Origin of the sequence: Pseudoalteromonas sp. SR43-7 (genome assembly GCF_014163785.1) — a bacterium.
Lineage (GTDB): Bacteria > Pseudomonadota > Gammaproteobacteria > Enterobacterales > Alteromonadaceae > Pseudoalteromonas > Pseudoalteromonas distincta.
Genome location: NZ_JACJDY010000014.1, coordinates 24671 through 41140, shown reverse-complemented (window position 1 = coordinate 41140; position 16470 = coordinate 24671). Strand labels below are relative to the sequence as shown.

The 16470-nt window shown below is 37.6% G+C and carries 11 protein-coding genes and 2 tRNA genes; 6 read left to right on the top strand and 7 right to left on the bottom strand.

Going from position 1 to position 16470, the window contains the following annotated elements; translation table 11 throughout:
- Positions 1 to 92: 92 nt before the first annotated feature.
- Together H5087_RS11890 and H5087_RS11885 are read left to right on the top strand one after the other, a co-directional pair.
- A complete protein-coding gene (locus H5087_RS11890) occupies positions 93 to 3101 on the top strand; it encodes a TonB-dependent receptor (RefSeq protein ID WP_182672162.1) in 3009 nt (1002 codons plus the stop codon).
- A gap of 84 nt (positions 3102 to 3185) precedes the next feature.
- Positions 3186 to 4697 (top strand): tryptophan halogenase family protein, encoded by a 1512-nt coding sequence (locus tag H5087_RS11885; protein WP_182672161.1) that lies wholly within the window; start codon positions 3186 to 3188, stop codon positions 4695 to 4697.
- A gap of 32 nt (positions 4698 to 4729) precedes the next feature.
- Here the strand turns inward: H5087_RS11885 and H5087_RS11880 are convergent, their stop codons facing one another.
- Positions 4730 to 5905, bottom strand: a complete 1176-nt coding sequence (locus H5087_RS11880) for an AraC family transcriptional regulator (protein WP_182672160.1) — start codon at positions 5903 to 5905, stop codon at positions 4730 to 4732.
- Positions 5906 to 6124: 219 nt separating this feature from the next.
- Between H5087_RS11880 and H5087_RS11875 the strand changes: the two genes are divergently transcribed.
- Together H5087_RS11875 and H5087_RS11870 are read left to right on the top strand one after the other, a co-directional pair.
- Positions 6125 to 8638 (top strand): glycoside hydrolase family 3 protein, encoded by a 2514-nt coding sequence (locus H5087_RS11875; protein ID WP_182672159.1) that lies wholly within the window; start codon positions 6125 to 6127, stop codon positions 8636 to 8638.
- A 73-nt stretch (positions 8639 to 8711) separates the two neighbouring features.
- Positions 8712 to 10436 carry a glycoside hydrolase family 9 protein gene (locus H5087_RS11870; RefSeq protein ID WP_182672158.1) on the top strand — a complete coding sequence of 575 codons (1725 nt, stop codon included), beginning with the start codon at positions 8712 to 8714 and terminating at the stop codon, positions 10434 to 10436.
- A 439-nt stretch (positions 10437 to 10875) separates the two neighbouring features.
- On the opposite strand, the gene H5087_RS11865 is transcribed toward H5087_RS11870, so the two are convergent.
- The 4 genes from H5087_RS11865 to H5087_RS11850 all read right to left on the bottom strand — a co-directional run bounded on the left by H5087_RS11865 (position 10876) and on the right by H5087_RS11850 (position 13566).
- A tRNA-Val gene (locus H5087_RS11865) sits at positions 10876 to 10952 on the bottom strand.
- A 26-nt stretch (positions 10953 to 10978) separates the two neighbouring features.
- Positions 10979 to 11055, bottom strand: a tRNA-Val gene (locus tag H5087_RS11860).
- Positions 11056 to 11168: 113 nt separating this feature from the next.
- On the bottom strand, positions 11169 to 12215 hold the full coding sequence (locus tag H5087_RS11855; RefSeq protein WP_182672223.1) for a DUF3080 family protein: 1047 nt from the start codon (positions 12213 to 12215) through the stop codon (positions 11169 to 11171).
- A complete protein-coding gene (locus H5087_RS11850; RefSeq protein ID WP_182672157.1) occupies positions 12196 to 13566 on the bottom strand; it encodes an MATE family efflux transporter in 1371 nt (456 codons plus the stop codon). The genes H5087_RS11855 and H5087_RS11850 overlap by 20 nt, the downstream gene beginning before the upstream one ends.
- A gap of 128 nt (positions 13567 to 13694) precedes the next feature.
- On the opposite strand from H5087_RS11850, the gene H5087_RS11845 reads away from it, so the two are divergent.
- Entirely contained in the window at positions 13695 to 14321 is a 627-nt protein-coding gene (locus tag H5087_RS11845) for a riboflavin synthase (protein ID WP_024603969.1), read from the top strand.
- A 1-nt stretch (position 14322) separates the two neighbouring features.
- On the opposite strand, the gene H5087_RS11840 is transcribed toward H5087_RS11845, so the two are convergent.
- Positions 14323 to 14526 (bottom strand): CPXCG motif-containing cysteine-rich protein, encoded by a 204-nt coding sequence (locus tag H5087_RS11840; RefSeq protein ID WP_002962509.1) that lies wholly within the window; start codon positions 14524 to 14526, stop codon positions 14323 to 14325.
- 103 nt (positions 14527 to 14629) lie between these two features.
- A complete protein-coding gene (locus H5087_RS11835; protein WP_182672156.1) occupies positions 14630 to 15502 on the bottom strand; it encodes a fructosamine kinase family protein in 873 nt (290 codons plus the stop codon).
- Positions 15503 to 15626: 124 nt separating this feature from the next.
- Between H5087_RS11835 and H5087_RS11830 the strand changes: the two genes are divergently transcribed.
- A complete protein-coding gene (locus H5087_RS11830; protein ID WP_024603971.1) occupies positions 15627 to 16319 on the top strand; it encodes a hypothetical protein in 693 nt (230 codons plus the stop codon).
- Positions 16320 to 16470: the final 151 nt, after the last annotated feature.

Below are 16470 nucleotides of genomic sequence, written 5' to 3'. Positions count from 1 at the left end.
TACCTGCACGATAATCACATACACAAAAAAGACAGGATAAGAATTTTAAGTGCTACGTGAGTAGTCTTTAAATTCTGATTGGGGAAATAAGAATGAAGAACATAAAACAGAGCAGTAAATTTAAGTTGTCGATAATTGCCACTGCAATTATGGCATCACCATTTTCTTTTAATGTATTTGCAGCACAAGAAGAAACCGAAGCAAAAGCTAATGAAGATAATATAGAAATTGTGATTGTAGAAGGGACACGCTCAAATCTCATTAATGCCCAAAATATGAAGAGAGAAGGCGAAACAGTACTCGATGCTATATCAGCAAAAGATATTGGGTCTTTACCTGATCGAAGTGTACTTGAGGCAATTACCCGTTTACCTGGAGTGTCTATTGAACGCTTTGCAGCTGCAAATGATCCAGATCATTATGGTGTTGAAGGTAGCGGTGTTGTTGTTCGTGGATTAACACATACACGCAGTGAATTTAACGGTCGTGACACTTTTACTGCAGATTCAGGACGAGGGTTAAGTTTCCAAGATGTACCGCCAGAATTAATGGGGTCCGTTGAATTATTTAAAAACCAATCGGCAGATATGATTGAGGGCGGTATAGCTGGTACTGTCAACCTGGTTACACGTAAACCTTTTGATGCCGATGATCGAGTAATTGCTTTTACTTTAGATGGAACATATAGCGATTTTGCAGATAAAACAACACCATCATTTTCTGGCCTATATAGCGATATATTTGATTTAGATAATGGCAGGCTCGGCGTATTAGTAAATTATTCAAACTCTAAACTAAAAGCGCAGTCAGACGGTACACAAATAGGGCGTTACGAAGAGCAAAATGAACTTGTTAATGGGCAAGCTGTATTTGTACCTCGTACTACGCGTTTAACCCGAAAAGAAGATGACAGAGACAGAGAAGGTTTTGCAGGAGCACTACAGTTTGAAAATGAAAGTAAAACGCTTTTAGCTACAGCCCAATTTATTCGCTCTGATTCGTCACTAGCGTGGACCGAACACGCTATTGAAATGGCCGATGATGCTGTTATTAATGATTTAGTGGCTCTTGAAGGTACTGAATTTGACATTACTGACCAAGGGCTTTTTGAATCGGGTTTTATTACATCAAATGCAGGTTGGCGTGGTAATGATGCGCAGCGTCAACCATCAGGTGAATTTGGTGCACAACATGCGATGATCACACGTTTTAGAGATCAAGATAACGTAGTGGACGATTACGGCTTTAATCTTAAGTATCGCCCTAACGATACATGGTCGTTTAATTTTGACGCTCAATATGTAGAGTCTACATCAGAGATTTTTGATTTTTCTGTGATGGGCGCAACTCGCGCTGTAATTGGTATTGAACAAAACGGCTCAGAGTTACCTGATATTACTTTACTTGACCCTGCAAATAGCGGCGATGCAGGATTTTTTACCGATCCTCATAACTATTTTTGGCGCAGTGCAATGGATCACATATCTGATAATGATGGTAAAGAAGTTGCCTTTGCAGCTGATACACAATACACATTTGATAGTGGCTTTTTTACTAGCGTAAAAGTTGGTGCTCGTTATGCTAAGCGAGAGCAAACTACACGTCAGTCTACTTTTAATTGGGGATGGCTGTCTGAGGCGTGGGCAGGTAATGGCAGTGCATGGTTTGATGCGCAAGGCGACGAGTTAGGTGCAAGTTTAGGCGATAGCTATGAGGAGGTAACTTTTGATAACTTCGCCAGAGGCGGGGTATTAAATGTTGCCTCAGAGGGAGCATTTTTGTTTCCTAAAGAGTCGTTTGTAAAAGACTACAATAATGCAGAATCTGCCTTTGCGTCTTTATCACCAAATTGGCAACGTTTGTCGAGCAGAGACGGCGCGGTTGGAGATTTTTTAAATAATGAAATTAATGAAACGTCTGAAGTAAATAATGCGTTTTATATTAAAGGTAATTTTGAAGGTGAATTAGGTGACATGTTTTATAGCGGCAATGTGGGTCTTCGCTATGTAAAAATAAAAAATGAAACAGATGGCTTTTTAACATTCCCAGATACCGTTGGCGATATTAACGATGCATCCGATCCCGATAATTTTTTACCCTCGGATCAAGCGGCCTTTGGCAATGCAGGATTTACAGAGCAAACTGCAAACAGCGAATACACAAATATACTGCCTAGCTTAAATATAAAATTAAATTTAAAGGATGATTTAATTTTACGCTTTGGCTTTTCAGAAGCTATAGCACTACCGGCTCTAGGAAACCTAAGAAACTTTGTAAAAATCACGCCTGAAGACTTAGTGATCACCTACGATGAAAGCTCAGATGAAAGACAAATTCAAGACGCACGCTATTCGCGCTATACAGCTAACTCGGGGAATCCATTTTTAAAACCAATGGAGTCATACAACTACGATTTAGCACTTGAGTGGTATTTTTCTGAAGGAGTGGGTTCACTTACATCATCATTCTTTTATAAAGATATGAGTAATTATTTTATTAATGGCTCAGTAGATAGAGAGTTTACTAATAATGGTGCTACTCAGGTAGTACAAGTAAACGGTGCCACAAATGGTGATGAAGGCTCTGTGCAGGGTTTTGAGCTGGCTTACCAGCAATTTTATGACTTTTTACCTGGTGCCTTTAGTGGTATCGGGATGCAGTTTAACTACACCTATATTGAAGAAGAAGGATCACCAAATGCAGGATTATCACCAGATAAGCCTGATTCAACAGAAGGCGCCGATGTTGCATTTGATGGATTGCCTCTTGAAGGGCTTTCTAAAGACAACGTAAATATTGTAGCGATGTACGAAAAGTACGGCATAAATGCACGCTTAGCTTACAACTGGCGCTCTGAATATTTGCTAACCAGTAAAGATGTTATAACCCAATTACCTATTTATAACGAGGCGGGTGGCCAGCTTGATGGTTCTGTATTTTATAATCTAACGGATTCATTTCAAATTGGCTTACAAGGTACCAATTTAACTAACGAAGTGGCGCGTACTTCTATGCAAATAGACAACGATAATAATCGTATATCACGCTCTTGGTTTGCCAGCGAACGTCGATTTAGCATTATTTTAAAAGGTAACTTTTAATAAATACCACTGGCACATAAATATACGCTATTACTGGCTAAGTTGCAGTAGTAGCGTATTTTTTAGTTAAAAAGGTTATACAAAATGAGCGATACACACATTAAGTCGATTGTAATTGTGGGTGGCGGTTCGGCAGGTTGGATGAGCGCCTCGGCACTTGCAAAAGTTATTGGTTGCGATAATTGTAGCATTACACTTGTTGAATCGAGCGAGATAGGGACTGTGTCGGTAGGTGAGGCAACTATTCCGCAAATTCAGCTATTTAATACAATACTCGACATCGATGAATCTGAGTTTATTCGTTTTACAAATGCAACGTTTAAACTAGGTATCGAATTTATAGATTGGAAGGAAAAGGGGCATCGCTATTTTCATCCTTTTGGAAATTACGGTACTAATATGGAGGCGCTGCCTTTTCATCATTTTTGGTTGAAAATGCAAGATGACCCAAAATTTGAAAAAACTTCCAACTTATCTAACTACTCACTGGCATCGGTAGGTGCTTACGCCAACAAATTTATGCACCCGTCTACCCAGCAAAATACACCGCTAGCAGGTATTAATTATGCCTACCACTTTGATGCAACCCTTTATGCTAAATTTTTAAGTAAATACGCTATAAATAAAGGTGTTAAGCGTATTGAAGGTCAGGTTGATAAAGTAAAAACCAACCCTGTAACAGGAATGATAGAGTCGTTAGTGTTAAACGATAACACGGTACTCAGCGGTGATTTATTTATTGATTGTTCAGGTTTTAAAGGACTGCTAATTGAGCAAGCACTTAAAACGGGCTACGAAGATTGGACACATCTACTTCCTTGTAATAAAGCGGTTGCAGCGCCTTGTTTATCTACAAAATCACTAAACCCTTATACACAGTCTACGGCGCAGAGTGTTGGCTGGACTTGGCGAATACCGCTACAAAACAGAGTAGGTAATGGGTTTGTGTATTCAAGCGAGTTTATGGATGACGATAAAGCGCAGAGTTTATTATTAAACACACTGGAATCAAGCCCTTTAAATGATATAAATAGCTTACAATGGGTTACAGGTATGCGTAAAAAAAGTTGGAATAAAAACTGTATTGCTATTGGTTTATCGGCAGGCTTTGTTGAACCACTTGAATCTACAGGGTTACATTTAATTCAGTCGGCTATTGCAAAACTGATGACGTTGTTCCCAAGTAAAGCTTTTACGCAGTGCGATATTGATTTGTTTAATCAGCAAACTGAAACAGAGTATCATCGTATTCGAGATTTTATTATTTTGCATTATAAGTTAACAAATCGCGATGATAGTGAGTTTTGGCGTTATTGTAAAAACATAGAAATGCCAGATTCATTAAAACAAAAAATAGATATGTTTAGTGAAAACGGTCGTATATTTAGACATGACAACGAGTTATTTAACGAAACATCTTGGCTTGCTGTTATGCACGGACAAGGCATTAAACCTAAAAGCTACCACCCATTAGTTGACAGGCTAAGCCGTGATGAGATAAAACGCAGACTAAAAAATATTGAATCAGTAATTAGTCGCTCAGCAAATGTAATGCCCGATCATCAGGCGTATATTTTAAAAAATTATACGCCATAATACATTGTTGTAGAGAGTTGTAAGTGGACAATCTAAGCTTTTGCTTGGCGTTCCCAATGCTCTTTTCTAAATTGAGTGGGTGTTATACCCACTAGTTTTTTAAAAAATGTATTAAAAGTCGCTTTGCTGTTAAACCCTGCTTTATCCATAATGTCCAACATGGTCACTGTTTTATTTTCTTCTAAAAGTAGCAGCCGTTTACTTTCTTCAATTCTGTAGTGATTTATAAACTCAAAAAAGTTTTTACCAAAGTGCCTATTAATTATTGATGAAAGGTTTCTTGACCCCATTTCTAATTGGCTTGCTAGGTTATCTAGTGTGAGTAAATGGTTTAAATAAGGCTTGTTTTGTAGCAAGTAGCTTTCAATTTTTTGTATTTTTTCGGGTTCAAAGACCTCTGGCAATTTACTTTGTTCGGTAGTGAGTGTGTCGTCAATACCTTGGAATATTCTTGAATGACCTGCACTAAAAAATATTAGGCTTGTTATTAATAAAAGTACCGCGTAGTTAGAGGTAAGCCCCAATAGTTCGTGATCGACAATTATTCCAATGTCATAAGACATAATAATACCAAGCGAGACAAATATCGCGTTTAAATGAACAATTAAAAAGCCAATAACTAAGACTTTTAACCAAGTCAGATCGACACTCTCTAGTTCTGCAAATTCATTTTTGATATTTTTTTGATATTTTTGTAGTTCTAAAAAGCATAAAACACTGATAGAAAAACGAAAACATTCCCGAGAAAAATAAATTATACGATCAACGATAGGTGTAGTTTCAATGGTACCGTTCTGGAGTGCATCTAATTTAACGCTGTTGTCAAGCATAAGCCAATCTAGTGTGAAATAGATGGCATAAAGTATAAAAGGAATAAAATACAGTGCGTCAACTTTTTTAACTTCATAATTTTTATTAACTAACGATTTTATATAGAGCAAAAGTAGCGGGACTTCTAACCAAAATGCTAAGCCGAATGTATAAAACAAATTTGGCGATAAATTTAATGCAAAAGGTCTAAATGCTTCACCAAAGTTTATAAGATTATCCATAGGAATAGCAGCTTGAGCTAATAAAAAGCAGGCAAGTAGGCAGTTACTTAATTTATTCCCTTTTTTTAATGTGATTAAAAATACGCTAAACGATAAGCATATAAACATGGTAAAAATTAAAGCGAGATCGTGAGTGTTAAAAAGTACTTCTTTCACAATTTAATACACCTTTTATTAAAATTGTTATTTGGCACATCTATGTCATTCGTGTGGGTATGTATTATCGAACAAGTTTAAATATTTAAAACAGTTTTAGCGTTCAAATAAAGTGTATTACACGTATTAGAACGCCTAAAACATCTATTTGAACGACATTATAGTGTATTTGTAATAAAACTATTCGCCACACTAACAAAGTATCAGGTTATCAATTTAATGAAAAATATTTATTCTTCATTTGTTTTAGGCTCATTTTTGAGCATTTCATGCTCAGCTGCATTTGCTAAAAATGATATAACGCTATGGCCAAAACAAAAACCCGCAATAGAAAAAAATGCAGCGCTAGAAGCTGACATTACACGCTTAATAAATAAAATGTCGCTTGAACAAAAAGTCGGTCAAATGGTTCAAGCAGAAATAACATGGGTCACCCCACAAGATGTTAAAAAATACCATTTAGGATCGGTTTTAAATGGAGGAGGTACATTTTTGCATAATGACCGCAATGCAAGTGTGTCTGATTGGGTGTCGTTTATGGATGAGTTGTACTTAGCCTCAATGGATACATCCGCTGGTGGTGTAGCTATTCCTGTTACGTATGGTATTGATGCCGTACATGGTAATAATAAATTTATTGGCGCTACTTTATATCCTCATAATATTGGTTTGGGTGCAGCGCATAACCCAGCGTTAATTTATAAAATTGGTGAAGCAACAGCAAAAGAAGTCCTCCTTGCAGGAATCGATTGGACCTTTGCACCTACATTGGCAGTTGCCAGAGATGATCGGTGGGGGCGAACCTATGAAAGCTACTCTGAAGATTCAGAGATAGTTGCTTTGTATTCAAAAGAAATGATTGAAGGACTGCAAGGTAAAGTAAACACATCTAACTTTTTAGATGACGACCATATCTATTCTACCGCTAAGCATTGGGTAGGCGATGGTGGTACTTATCAAGGGATTGATCAAGGCGATAATAGAGAAACTGAAAAAGATTTAATTAAAAATCATGCTGCGGCTTATTTTCCGGCTATAAAAGCGGGTGTACAAAGTATTATGGCCTCGCATAATATGTGGAATGGACTGCGTTTACATGGCAGTAAATATCTGCTTACTGATGTGTTAAAAACTCGACTCGGTTTTGATGGCTTTATAGTAGGTGATTGGAATTCGCATAGTAAAATACCTGGTTGTACTAATGACAGCTGCCCACAGGCTGTAAATGCTGGGCTTGATATGTTTATGGTAGTCGAAGACTGGAAAGCTTTTATAGGTAATACTATAGAGCAAGTTGAAAATGGCATTATTCCCATTGAACGTATTGACGATGCAGTTAGGCGTATTTTACGAGTAAAAATACGTTCGGGGCTATTCAATAAAGGACTTCCATCAAAGCGTAAATACGCAAACCAAAAACAATTATTAGGTGCTCCTGAACACAAGGCGATTGCAAGGCAAGCTGTACGAGAATCTTTAGTGCTGCTGAAAAACAATAATAATTTGTTACCGCTTAGCCCAAATAGTAAAGTTTTAGTTGCTGGTGACGGCGCTGATAATATGAGTAAGCAAACTGGCGGTTGGACGATTAATTGGACTGGTGAGGGTAATGTAAAGTCTGATTTTCCTGGGGGAACGTCAATTTTTGATGGTATTGAACAGGCGGTAAACAAAGCCGGTGGTAAGGCTGTATTAAGCCCTGATGGAAGCTTTGATAAAAAACCCGATATAGCTATTGTTGTATTTGGTGAAAACCCATACGCAGAGTGGATTGGTGACTTGAAATCAATAGCTTATCAGGCTCACTCTCATCGTGACGCTAAATTAATCGAGTCATTAAAATCAAAGGGCATAAAAGTGGTATCTGTATTTTTATCTGGCCGGCCACTTTGGGTTAATAGAGAAATCAACGCATCTGATTCGTTTGTTGCTGCTTGGCTTCCAGGTAGTGAAGGCGTAGGTGTAGCTGACGTGTTATTTTCCAATAAAAAAGGAAATATCGAGTATGACTTCAAAGGTAAGCTTTCTTTTTCATGGCCTAAATACGCGTCGCAAGTTGTATTAAATAGATTCGATAAACCTTACGACCCATTATTTGCTTATGGATTTGGTTTAACTTACAAGGATAATGTAAATCTTGGTAAGTTAAATACTCACAATGATTTTGTATTTGAAGTACCCACTAATACACCCTATGTAATTATGCAGGGGAGGGCAAAAGGTGATTGGAACTATCAATTGCAAACAGAGCAAGAAACAAAGGATATCCAAACTCCGGTCGGTAAAATTCAAGGCTTAAGTATGATTGAAGCTGACAAGGAAATTCAAGGAGACGCAAAAGAATTCACTTGGACTGGCAGTAATCATGCATCTGCATTAATTAGCTCAACATGGTACAGAGAAGATTTATCGCAGTACTTAATCAATAAAAGTGCCTTAACATTCGATGTGCGTGTAGAAGCCTACCCAGAAAAAACGTTAAATGTTCAAATGGGCTGTGGTAAAAGCAAGTGTGGTTCGTTTGACATAGCGCCTCTTATTAAAGAATTTAAATTAAGTACATGGCATAAAGTATCGATAGACCTATTGTGTTTTGCTAATAAGGGAGTTGAATTTGAACGCTCTAGTGCGCCATTTGTTTTATCAAGTGAAGGCGCAGCTAAAGTACGCGTTGCTAATGTTCAATTTGAACCTAAAGCAAAGGAAACAGCTAATATAAAATGCGGTGAATAAATGGCAAAGGGTGCATATTAGTGCACCCTTGTTGTATTTTTGCTTGAATTTATGCGCATACGGAAAGGGCATTATGAAAAATGTTGTTTTAAAATTAACGTTAATCGCTGTGCTTTTCTTGAGTGCATGCACGGCGGTAGTAAAAGATGATTTTAGTAAACTGAGCACAGAGTCATCTAATCAAAAAATAGCAGTTAATCAGCTTGGTTATTTAGTTAATAGCGAAAAAATAGCAATAGTGCCAAATGTAACCGCGACTACTTATGATTTAGTGGATGTAAATACTAATAAAATAATACGTAGCGGCCAGTTATCACACGCTAAAATGTGGGACAACTCAGGAAATAACACCTTTAAACGCGCTGAATTTACAGATATTGTAACACCAGGAGATTACCTTTTACGTGTAAAAGGAGTGAGAGATTCTGCCGTATTCTCAATTAATAATCATGTATATGACTCGATTCATGCAGCGGCGTTAAAATACTATTACTTAAATCGTTCAAGTATTGTAATAGAGAAAAAGTATGCAGGTATTTATGCGCGGCCTTTAGGGCATAAAGACGACGACGTGCTTTATCACTCATCAGCAGAGCAAGGCAATGACTTTAAAGCGAAAGAGGTGCAATCTCAAAAAGGCTGGTACGATGCGGGCGATTATGGCAAGTATGTTGTTAATTCTGGTATTACCACGTACACATTACTTGCGGCGTTTGAGCACTACCCTGAAGTGTATCAAAAGCAAATATTAAACATCCCTGAATCGTCAGATGACGTCCCCGATATTATAAACGAAGCACTATGGAACCTTGAATGGCTGATCACTATGCAAAGCGATGATGGGGGTGTTTATCATAAACTCACAACGCGTGAATGGCCAGGCTATGAAATGCCGCATGAAGATAAAAGAGCGCGCTACATGATAGGAAAAAGCACAGCGGCTAGCCTTGATTTTGCCGCGACGTTATCGGTGGCCAGTAGAGTAATTGCTCCCTATTATCCCAATAAAAGTAAGCAATATTTAGCGGCTGCAATTAACGCATGGAAGTACTCGCTTGAAAATCAAACCCAATATTATGAGCAACCTGATGATATTAAAAGTGGAGAGTATGGTGATAATCAGCTAAAAGATGAGTTTGCTTGGGCCGCTGCAGAGTTATTTATAACAACTAGAGATAAAGGTTTTTATAATACTTACAAAGAGATAAATATTCATTATTCAGCTCCTTCATGGAGAAATGTATCGTATCTTTCTTTAAGCAGTTTACTGTTTAAAGCAAAAGATTTATTGAGTGAACAAGAATACGAAGATCTTAAAATAAAGCAAAAACACTTAGCTGATGTGTATTTAAAACAACATAAAAATAGCCCATATATTGTTGCGATGGAAAAGTCTGACTTTGTGTGGGGAAGTAATTCAGCAGCGTTAAATAAAGCGATAATTTTGCTACAAGCCGCTGAGTTAAATAATAATTCGCAGTACTTAAAGGCTGCGCAAGGGCTTGTTGATTACATTCTAGGACGCAACCCAACAGGATATTCGTTTGTTACTGGTTTTGGTGATAAAACACCACAACACCCGCATCATCGAATTTCACAAAGTGATGGCATTACAGCTCCAGTACCAGGTATGTTAGTTGGCGGTCCCCAAGCTGGGCAGCAGGATGAGTGTAACTATGATTCCAACGAACCTGCAAAATCATACAGCGATAGCTGGTGTAGTTATTCAACGAACGAAGTGGCAATTAATTGGAATGCGCCTCTTGTATATGTGCTAGGAGCGTTTGTTAGCCGGTGATACTTACTTGAATCTTTTTATTATAGCTATAAATCACTGGTATAAAGCTTTAGCTTACCAGTTGTGTTCAATAGTATGCGGTGTGTTTCCTTACTTTACGCTAGTAGAAGTAGAGCAGATAGCCTAGAGCTGTCATTCCCTGTTGTGCTGTATTTATACATTGCCATTCAATCTTATAATTTGACTTGTAATTCTCAGGGGTGGGGGTCTAATTTTGAGGTGGATTAAAGAGCTAAAAATGTGCTTTGGGCGCTTGGGCACTAGTTTGGGCACAAATCGATAATAACTGTAATTTTTAGGATGATCTTTTAAGGCTTGACTCTCGTTATTTTTAAATTTTGAATACAAAATAATAAAAAGCTAAGAATTTAATTTTCAACAAAAAATTAATGGGTATATTGAATAGGGTTTTTTAACTGTTTGAAATATAGAGTTTAATTGGTACGACCGAGTGGATTCGAACCACCGACCTCTACCATGTCAAGGTAGCGCTCTAACCAGCTGAGCTACGGTCGTACAATTTTTTTAGGGTTCTTAAATGTTGGTACGACTGAGTGGATTCGAACCACCGACCCCTACCATGTCAAGGTAGTGCTCTAACCAACTGAGCTACAGTCGTATTACTTTATTTAAGTAGGTGTTAATTGCTTAACAACGGCGGCTAATATATAGCGTGGCGGTTGGTGAATCAAGCAAGTTTGTTGTTTTTGAGTTTATTTGCCGTTTTTTTATTCATATTGGGCTTATTTCACACGTTTTATAAAAACCTTGCCACCAAACCACATGTTTTTTAGCTGAGCTTTTAAGTAAGTTCAGTAAGTCACTTGTCGAGCCCGTTTTGACTAAGTTATTAATTTGAGGACTTGAGATACTTACGTTAAACCAAAGTTCGTTATAAAGCGGTTGTAATACCTCTAGATAACCAGTTAATTGCGCTTGATAGGGCTGAATTTCTTTTAGGTAAAACTTTTGAAATACGTTGCTTATGATTTTTGCGTTTTTATTATTTTTACCCTGAGGGCACAGCGTATTAAAGTTTAGTTTTTTTACAAACTGTGTGGCGCTGTTATTTAACACGACCTGCATGCGCACTGATTGAATGAGTGCTTGGTTAAATTGAAATTTATTAAGCTGCTCGAGTGCGCTAAAAATAGAGTCGCTATTAATTTCACTAAACTCTTTGGCCTTAATTTGCTGCTTAATGAGTACAAGTTGTTTTAGCGCAAATACGGTATCGCTAAAACCAGCGGGTTCTGTAGTGAGCTCGTTTGTGGTGAGTTGCCAGGTACGATTTAACTCAGGTTCTTTAAATAACATGGTATTAAAAAAGTACATTAGGTGTGTTTCTTTATAGTTTTTGGCTGCGAGTATTTTTGTGTAACTAGGACTATTTTTATCAAGCGTATTTAAGCAAACCTGCGCACTTTTAATAAAGTTTATTTGATATTTTAATTGCCCAGCAGCGCTGGCTGTTTTTCCTAATTGGTTGTTGTGCTCACTTATAAGTACGTTAAGCTTACATTGGCTAATGCCTGCAAGCTCAACAATACTCAGTGTTAAGTCACTTTGTGCTATTGGGGGAGGCTGCAGTAAAGGAAGTTGCTTGAGCGGCTTAGGCTGTGTTGGGCTTGCATTAACTGTGCTACTTAAGCGTTCAATATAAGTAGCGTTTACAGTACTTTGTGGTTTGTTGCAGCCAGTAAGCATTAAAAAACACATTACCAGCAAAGCAGCTGGTAATGATTTAAGGCTGAGTTTATTAGTTTTGATTGAGTGCATCACTGTTAGCAAATTCATATTTTAGACGCTTTCTTACTGTTAGCATTAATAAAATAGCAGCGACACTAAGGCCTACTATTATTCCAACCCAAAAGCCATGCGGTCCCATAGCTGGCACAATTATGTCTGTTCTTGCCAATACGTAACCTAAACAAAAGCCGATTAACCAATACGATATAAACGTAATATACGATATAGGCGTGGTGTATTTTAACCCACGAAGCATGCCATTTGCAGCAACCTGTAATGCATCGGGTAACTGGTAGACACACGCTAGTATCATAATTGATGAAGCCAGTGCCATTACAGCGGGGCTGTCGGTATACAGTTGGCTAATTAAATCACGACCTGTAAAAGTCATAAGTGCCAAAAATAGTGCAATTACAATAGCTAATATGTAACTAGTCGATACGGCAACTTTTAACTGCTGTAAATTATTTTGACCATATAGATTACCAATACGAATACTTATAGCAATAGAGAGGCTTAGCGGCATCATAAACAGCAATGTAGTTACACTCGCTGCTATTTGATGCCCCGATACAGCCACTGCACCTAAATGCGCAATAAATAGCGGTATACACGCAAATAAAGTGACTTCAAAAAAGGTGGCAAGTGAAATTGGTATACCTAGCTTAGTAATAATACCAATGGTAGTGAAATTAGGTTTTTCGAATGATGAAAGCAGGCCTTTAGCATCTACCTTTTTACTCATTTGGCAGTAAGTAACTTGTGCTATTGCCATAACAGTTAAAACAATTGCTGTGGCAATGCCACAGCCTGCGCCGCCATAAGCAGGAAAACCAAATAAGCCATTTATGAAAATATAATTTACTGGAATATTAACGGCTAAACCTAATAGGCTTATATAAAAGGCGGGTTTGGTCATCCCCATGCCCTCGGTAACGTTTCTGTATACTGTAAAAATTAAAAATCCAAACACACCCCATTTCACAAAATGGATGTAGTCAATGGCAAGGCTTGCAATAGCAGGCGTTGTATCGAGCTTTAAAATAATGGCATATGCTAAATGGGCAATACCAAAACCTGTAAAGCTTAAAATAGCGGTTAAATAAAGCGCTTGTTGAAAATAGTGGCTAATTCCTTTGCGATCATCGCTGCCCGAAAACTGCGCAATAATCCCAGTAAGCGCTAATAAAATACCTTGCAGAGCAAGTAATAATGGGTTCCATATTCCTGTTGCAATAGAAAGTGCAGCTAAGTCAGTAGGGCTAACTTGGCCGGCCATAATTGTGTCGACTACCGACATTAAGATAAGTGTAACTTGCGCTAAAAAAACAGGTAAGGCTAGGGAAAGTAAACGCTTGGCTTCCCGATTGCAAAAGGTCATAAAAAAAGCTATTAAATAAAACAGGCGGCAATTGTAATCTATTGCGTTTCAAATAAAAATCACAGTAGTGAATGATTTTATGAGTTGATACGTTAAACTAGCACTTTGTAATAATTTTAAGTGATTTTATGTTTACAGGAATAGTGCAAACACAAGCAACAGTGGTCTCTAAAACTCAAGCTGATGGTGTGTTACGCTTAGTTGTATCGGTGAGCGATGAGTACGTTAAGCATTTAGATTTAGGCGCAAGTATTGCTATTAATGGCTGTTGTTTAACGGTTGTGCAAGTTGAGCTAAGTAATCATGATGTGGTGGCGCAAGTGCATTTTGATGTGATTGACGAAACCCTAAAGTTAACTAATTTAGGCCTGCTTGAGCTAGGTAGTTTAGTAAATTACGAACGCTCTGTTACGTTTGGTACTGAGCTAGGTGGGCATATAGTGTCTGGGCATATTCATTGTACGTCACAAATCTCTCAAATAGTGAAGCTTGAGAATAACTGCAAAATACAATTAAGCTTGCCAAAAGAGTGGCAAAAGTACGTGTTATATAAAGGCTTTGTTGCTATAAATGGCGCAAGCTTAACCGTAGGCGAAGTTGATGAACAAGGTTTTTGGATACACCTAATTCCGGAAACGCTCGCCATTACAAACATTGGTGCAGCGCAAGTGGGTGACAAGTTTAATATTGAAGTTGATCAGCAAACTTACACTATTGTAAATACGGTAGAGAACTACTTACGCCATCAGGCTTAAGTTAAAATATTTGTTCGTCGTCACTGTCTACGTGTAGCTCCAATTTATTGTTAGCATGGTCTATATGCATATTTAAATGAATTGGGTTACAACAGGCAGTGCAATCTTCTATATAGTCTTGATCGCCGCTGCTTGCGTCTAAGTCTAGATGTATGTGGTGTCCGCAGTGTGGGCACGTTATTCGTTGTGATAAAAAATCTTTCATAATCACTCCAGTTATAAATAATTAAGTTAGGTTCAACTTAATCGCTTACAGATGAACGTCTACTTACTCATTAAATATAGTGCTCAAATGCAGCTTATGACACTTATTTTATACCTTCAAATACTAGCTTTTCTATATGTTGTTTAGCTTCAGTAAGATAGTGACCGGCAAAGATGTTGGCGTGATTTAAAATGGGGTATAGCTGGTATATTAACTTACGTTTTTCGTAATTTTGAGAAAGCGGGTAGTGCGCGTTATAGGCGCTATAAAAGTCTTTAGGCAGGGGGGCAAATAGTTCGCTCATTGCAATATCCACTTCCCGATCACCATAATAACAAGCCGGGTTAAATATTGTTGGTTCTGCTTTTAAAAATCCCATATTGCCACGCCAAAAATCGCCATGCAGTAATGAAGGTTGTACTTGATGGCTATGTAGTTGCTCTTTTACGGTATTAATTAAGCGTTCGGGCTCAATAAAGTTAATGCCTTTTTCAGCGAGTAGTTGTAATTGCCACCCTATACGCTCTTCGGCGTAAAATACATCCCACTTTTTGTGCCAGCGGTTTGGCTGTATGGTTGTGGCTAGATAATTATCTACATCAAAACCAAACATAGCTTGGTCATGTTTTTTATGCATTTTAGCGAGGTTACGCCCCATATTAGTCCACGTGTCGTGGGGTTGTTTATCTAAAACGAGCCATTGTAAAACAATAAACGAAAACTCTATATTTGCACCAGTTGTAATACATTCAGGTACTTTAAAATTACTATTTTGCGCCAAAAGCTTTAAGCCAATAAATTCACTTTCTAAACGCTCGAGCTCGCTTTTTAGTGCTATTTTAACGAGGTAGTTATGCGTACCATTGGTAATATGAAATAGTTTGTCGGTGTTTGTACTTTGTAATTGGCGTTTGTAGGTGTGCTTAAAGTCAAAATTGATGGCTCGGCTGATGTGCTCATTTACTGTTTTCCACATAACAATTGCTCGCCTTTTAAACAGATACTTAAACTATGGCAAAAAGGTATTAATTTAACAATCTAAACGTTGTAAAATTAACGGCTATATTGAATAAAATTACACTTACTGTAGTGGAGTTAAAATGAACAAAAGTTTAATAACCAATTTGCTAGCGGGTTTATGTGTTGTTGTAGGTTTTATGTTTAACCAAGCAATTGTGTTGTCTGTTGGTTTATTTGCACTTTCTGGCGCGGTAACTAATTTATTAGCTATTCATATGTTATTCGAAAAAGTCCCGTTTTTATATGGTTCTGGTGTTATAGCGCTTAAGTTTGAAAGCTTTAAAGTAGCTATACGAAACCTGATATTAACGGAGTTTTTTTCAGAGCAAAAAATTAATAATTTACTCAATAAAGCGCAGCCCAATATCGACTTTGAGCCAATAATTAGCAATGTTGATTTAAACCCTGCATTCGACAATTTGTTAGAGGTAATAGAGCAGTCTCAGTTTGGTAGTATGCTAGGAATGTTTGGCGGTACAGCGGCAATAGAGCCGATGCGTGAAAAGTTTATTGAAAAAATGCAATTGTCTCTTAGTGAGATTTCTCAAACGGACGACTTTAAAGCATTAGTAAGCCAAACACTTTCACAGGGTAATAGCGCAGAAAGCCTACATAAAACGGTGCTTAAACTAGTTGATGAGCGCTTAGATGAGCTTACTCCTAAAATGGTTAAAGAGATTATTCAGACCATGATCCGCGAGCACCTAGGTTGGCTTGTAGTATGGGGCGGAGTGTTTGGTGGTTTGTTTGGTTTAATAGCGGCCGTTATTTAAATCTAGCGACTAATAAAAAACATAATCATTCTATTGCATTAAATAGTGTACTTACTGCGTTAAAAATTATTTGTATAGAATAACTACACGTTGTTATTTGTGCCTGTTATTGCACTACTTTTTAGCGAAATAATAGAGCACTAATTTAATG

Coding starts and splice junctions, on each gene's coding strand:
- H5087_RS11890 (WP_182672162.1), top strand. CDS start 93: ATGAAGAACATAAAACAGAGCAGTAAATTTAAGTTGTCGATAATTGCC.
- H5087_RS11885 (WP_182672161.1), top strand. CDS start 3,186: ATGAGCGATACACACATTAAGTCGATTGTAATTGTGGGTGGCGGTTCG.
- H5087_RS11875 (WP_182672159.1), top strand. CDS start 6,125: ATGAAAAATATTTATTCTTCATTTGTTTTAGGCTCATTTTTGAGCATT.
- H5087_RS11870 (WP_182672158.1), top strand. CDS start 8,712: ATGAAAAATGTTGTTTTAAAATTAACGTTAATCGCTGTGCTTTTCTTG.
- H5087_RS11855 (WP_182672223.1), bottom strand. CDS start 12,215: ATGCACTCAATCAAAACTAATAAACTCAGCCTTAAATCATTACCAGCT.
- H5087_RS11850 (WP_182672157.1), bottom strand. CDS start 13,566: ATGACCTTTTGCAATCGGGAAGCCAAGCGTTTACTTTCCCTAGCCTTA.
- H5087_RS11845 (WP_024603969.1), top strand. CDS start 13,695: ATGTTTACAGGAATAGTGCAAACACAAGCAACAGTGGTCTCTAAAACT.
- H5087_RS11840 (WP_002962509.1), bottom strand. CDS start 14,526: ATGAAAGATTTTTTATCACAACGAATAACGTGCCCACACTGCGGACAC.
- H5087_RS11835 (WP_182672156.1), bottom strand. CDS start 15,502: ATGTGGAAAACAGTAAATGAGCACATCAGCCGAGCCATCAATTTTGAC.
- H5087_RS11830 (WP_024603971.1), top strand. CDS start 15,627: ATGAACAAAAGTTTAATAACCAATTTGCTAGCGGGTTTATGTGTTGTT.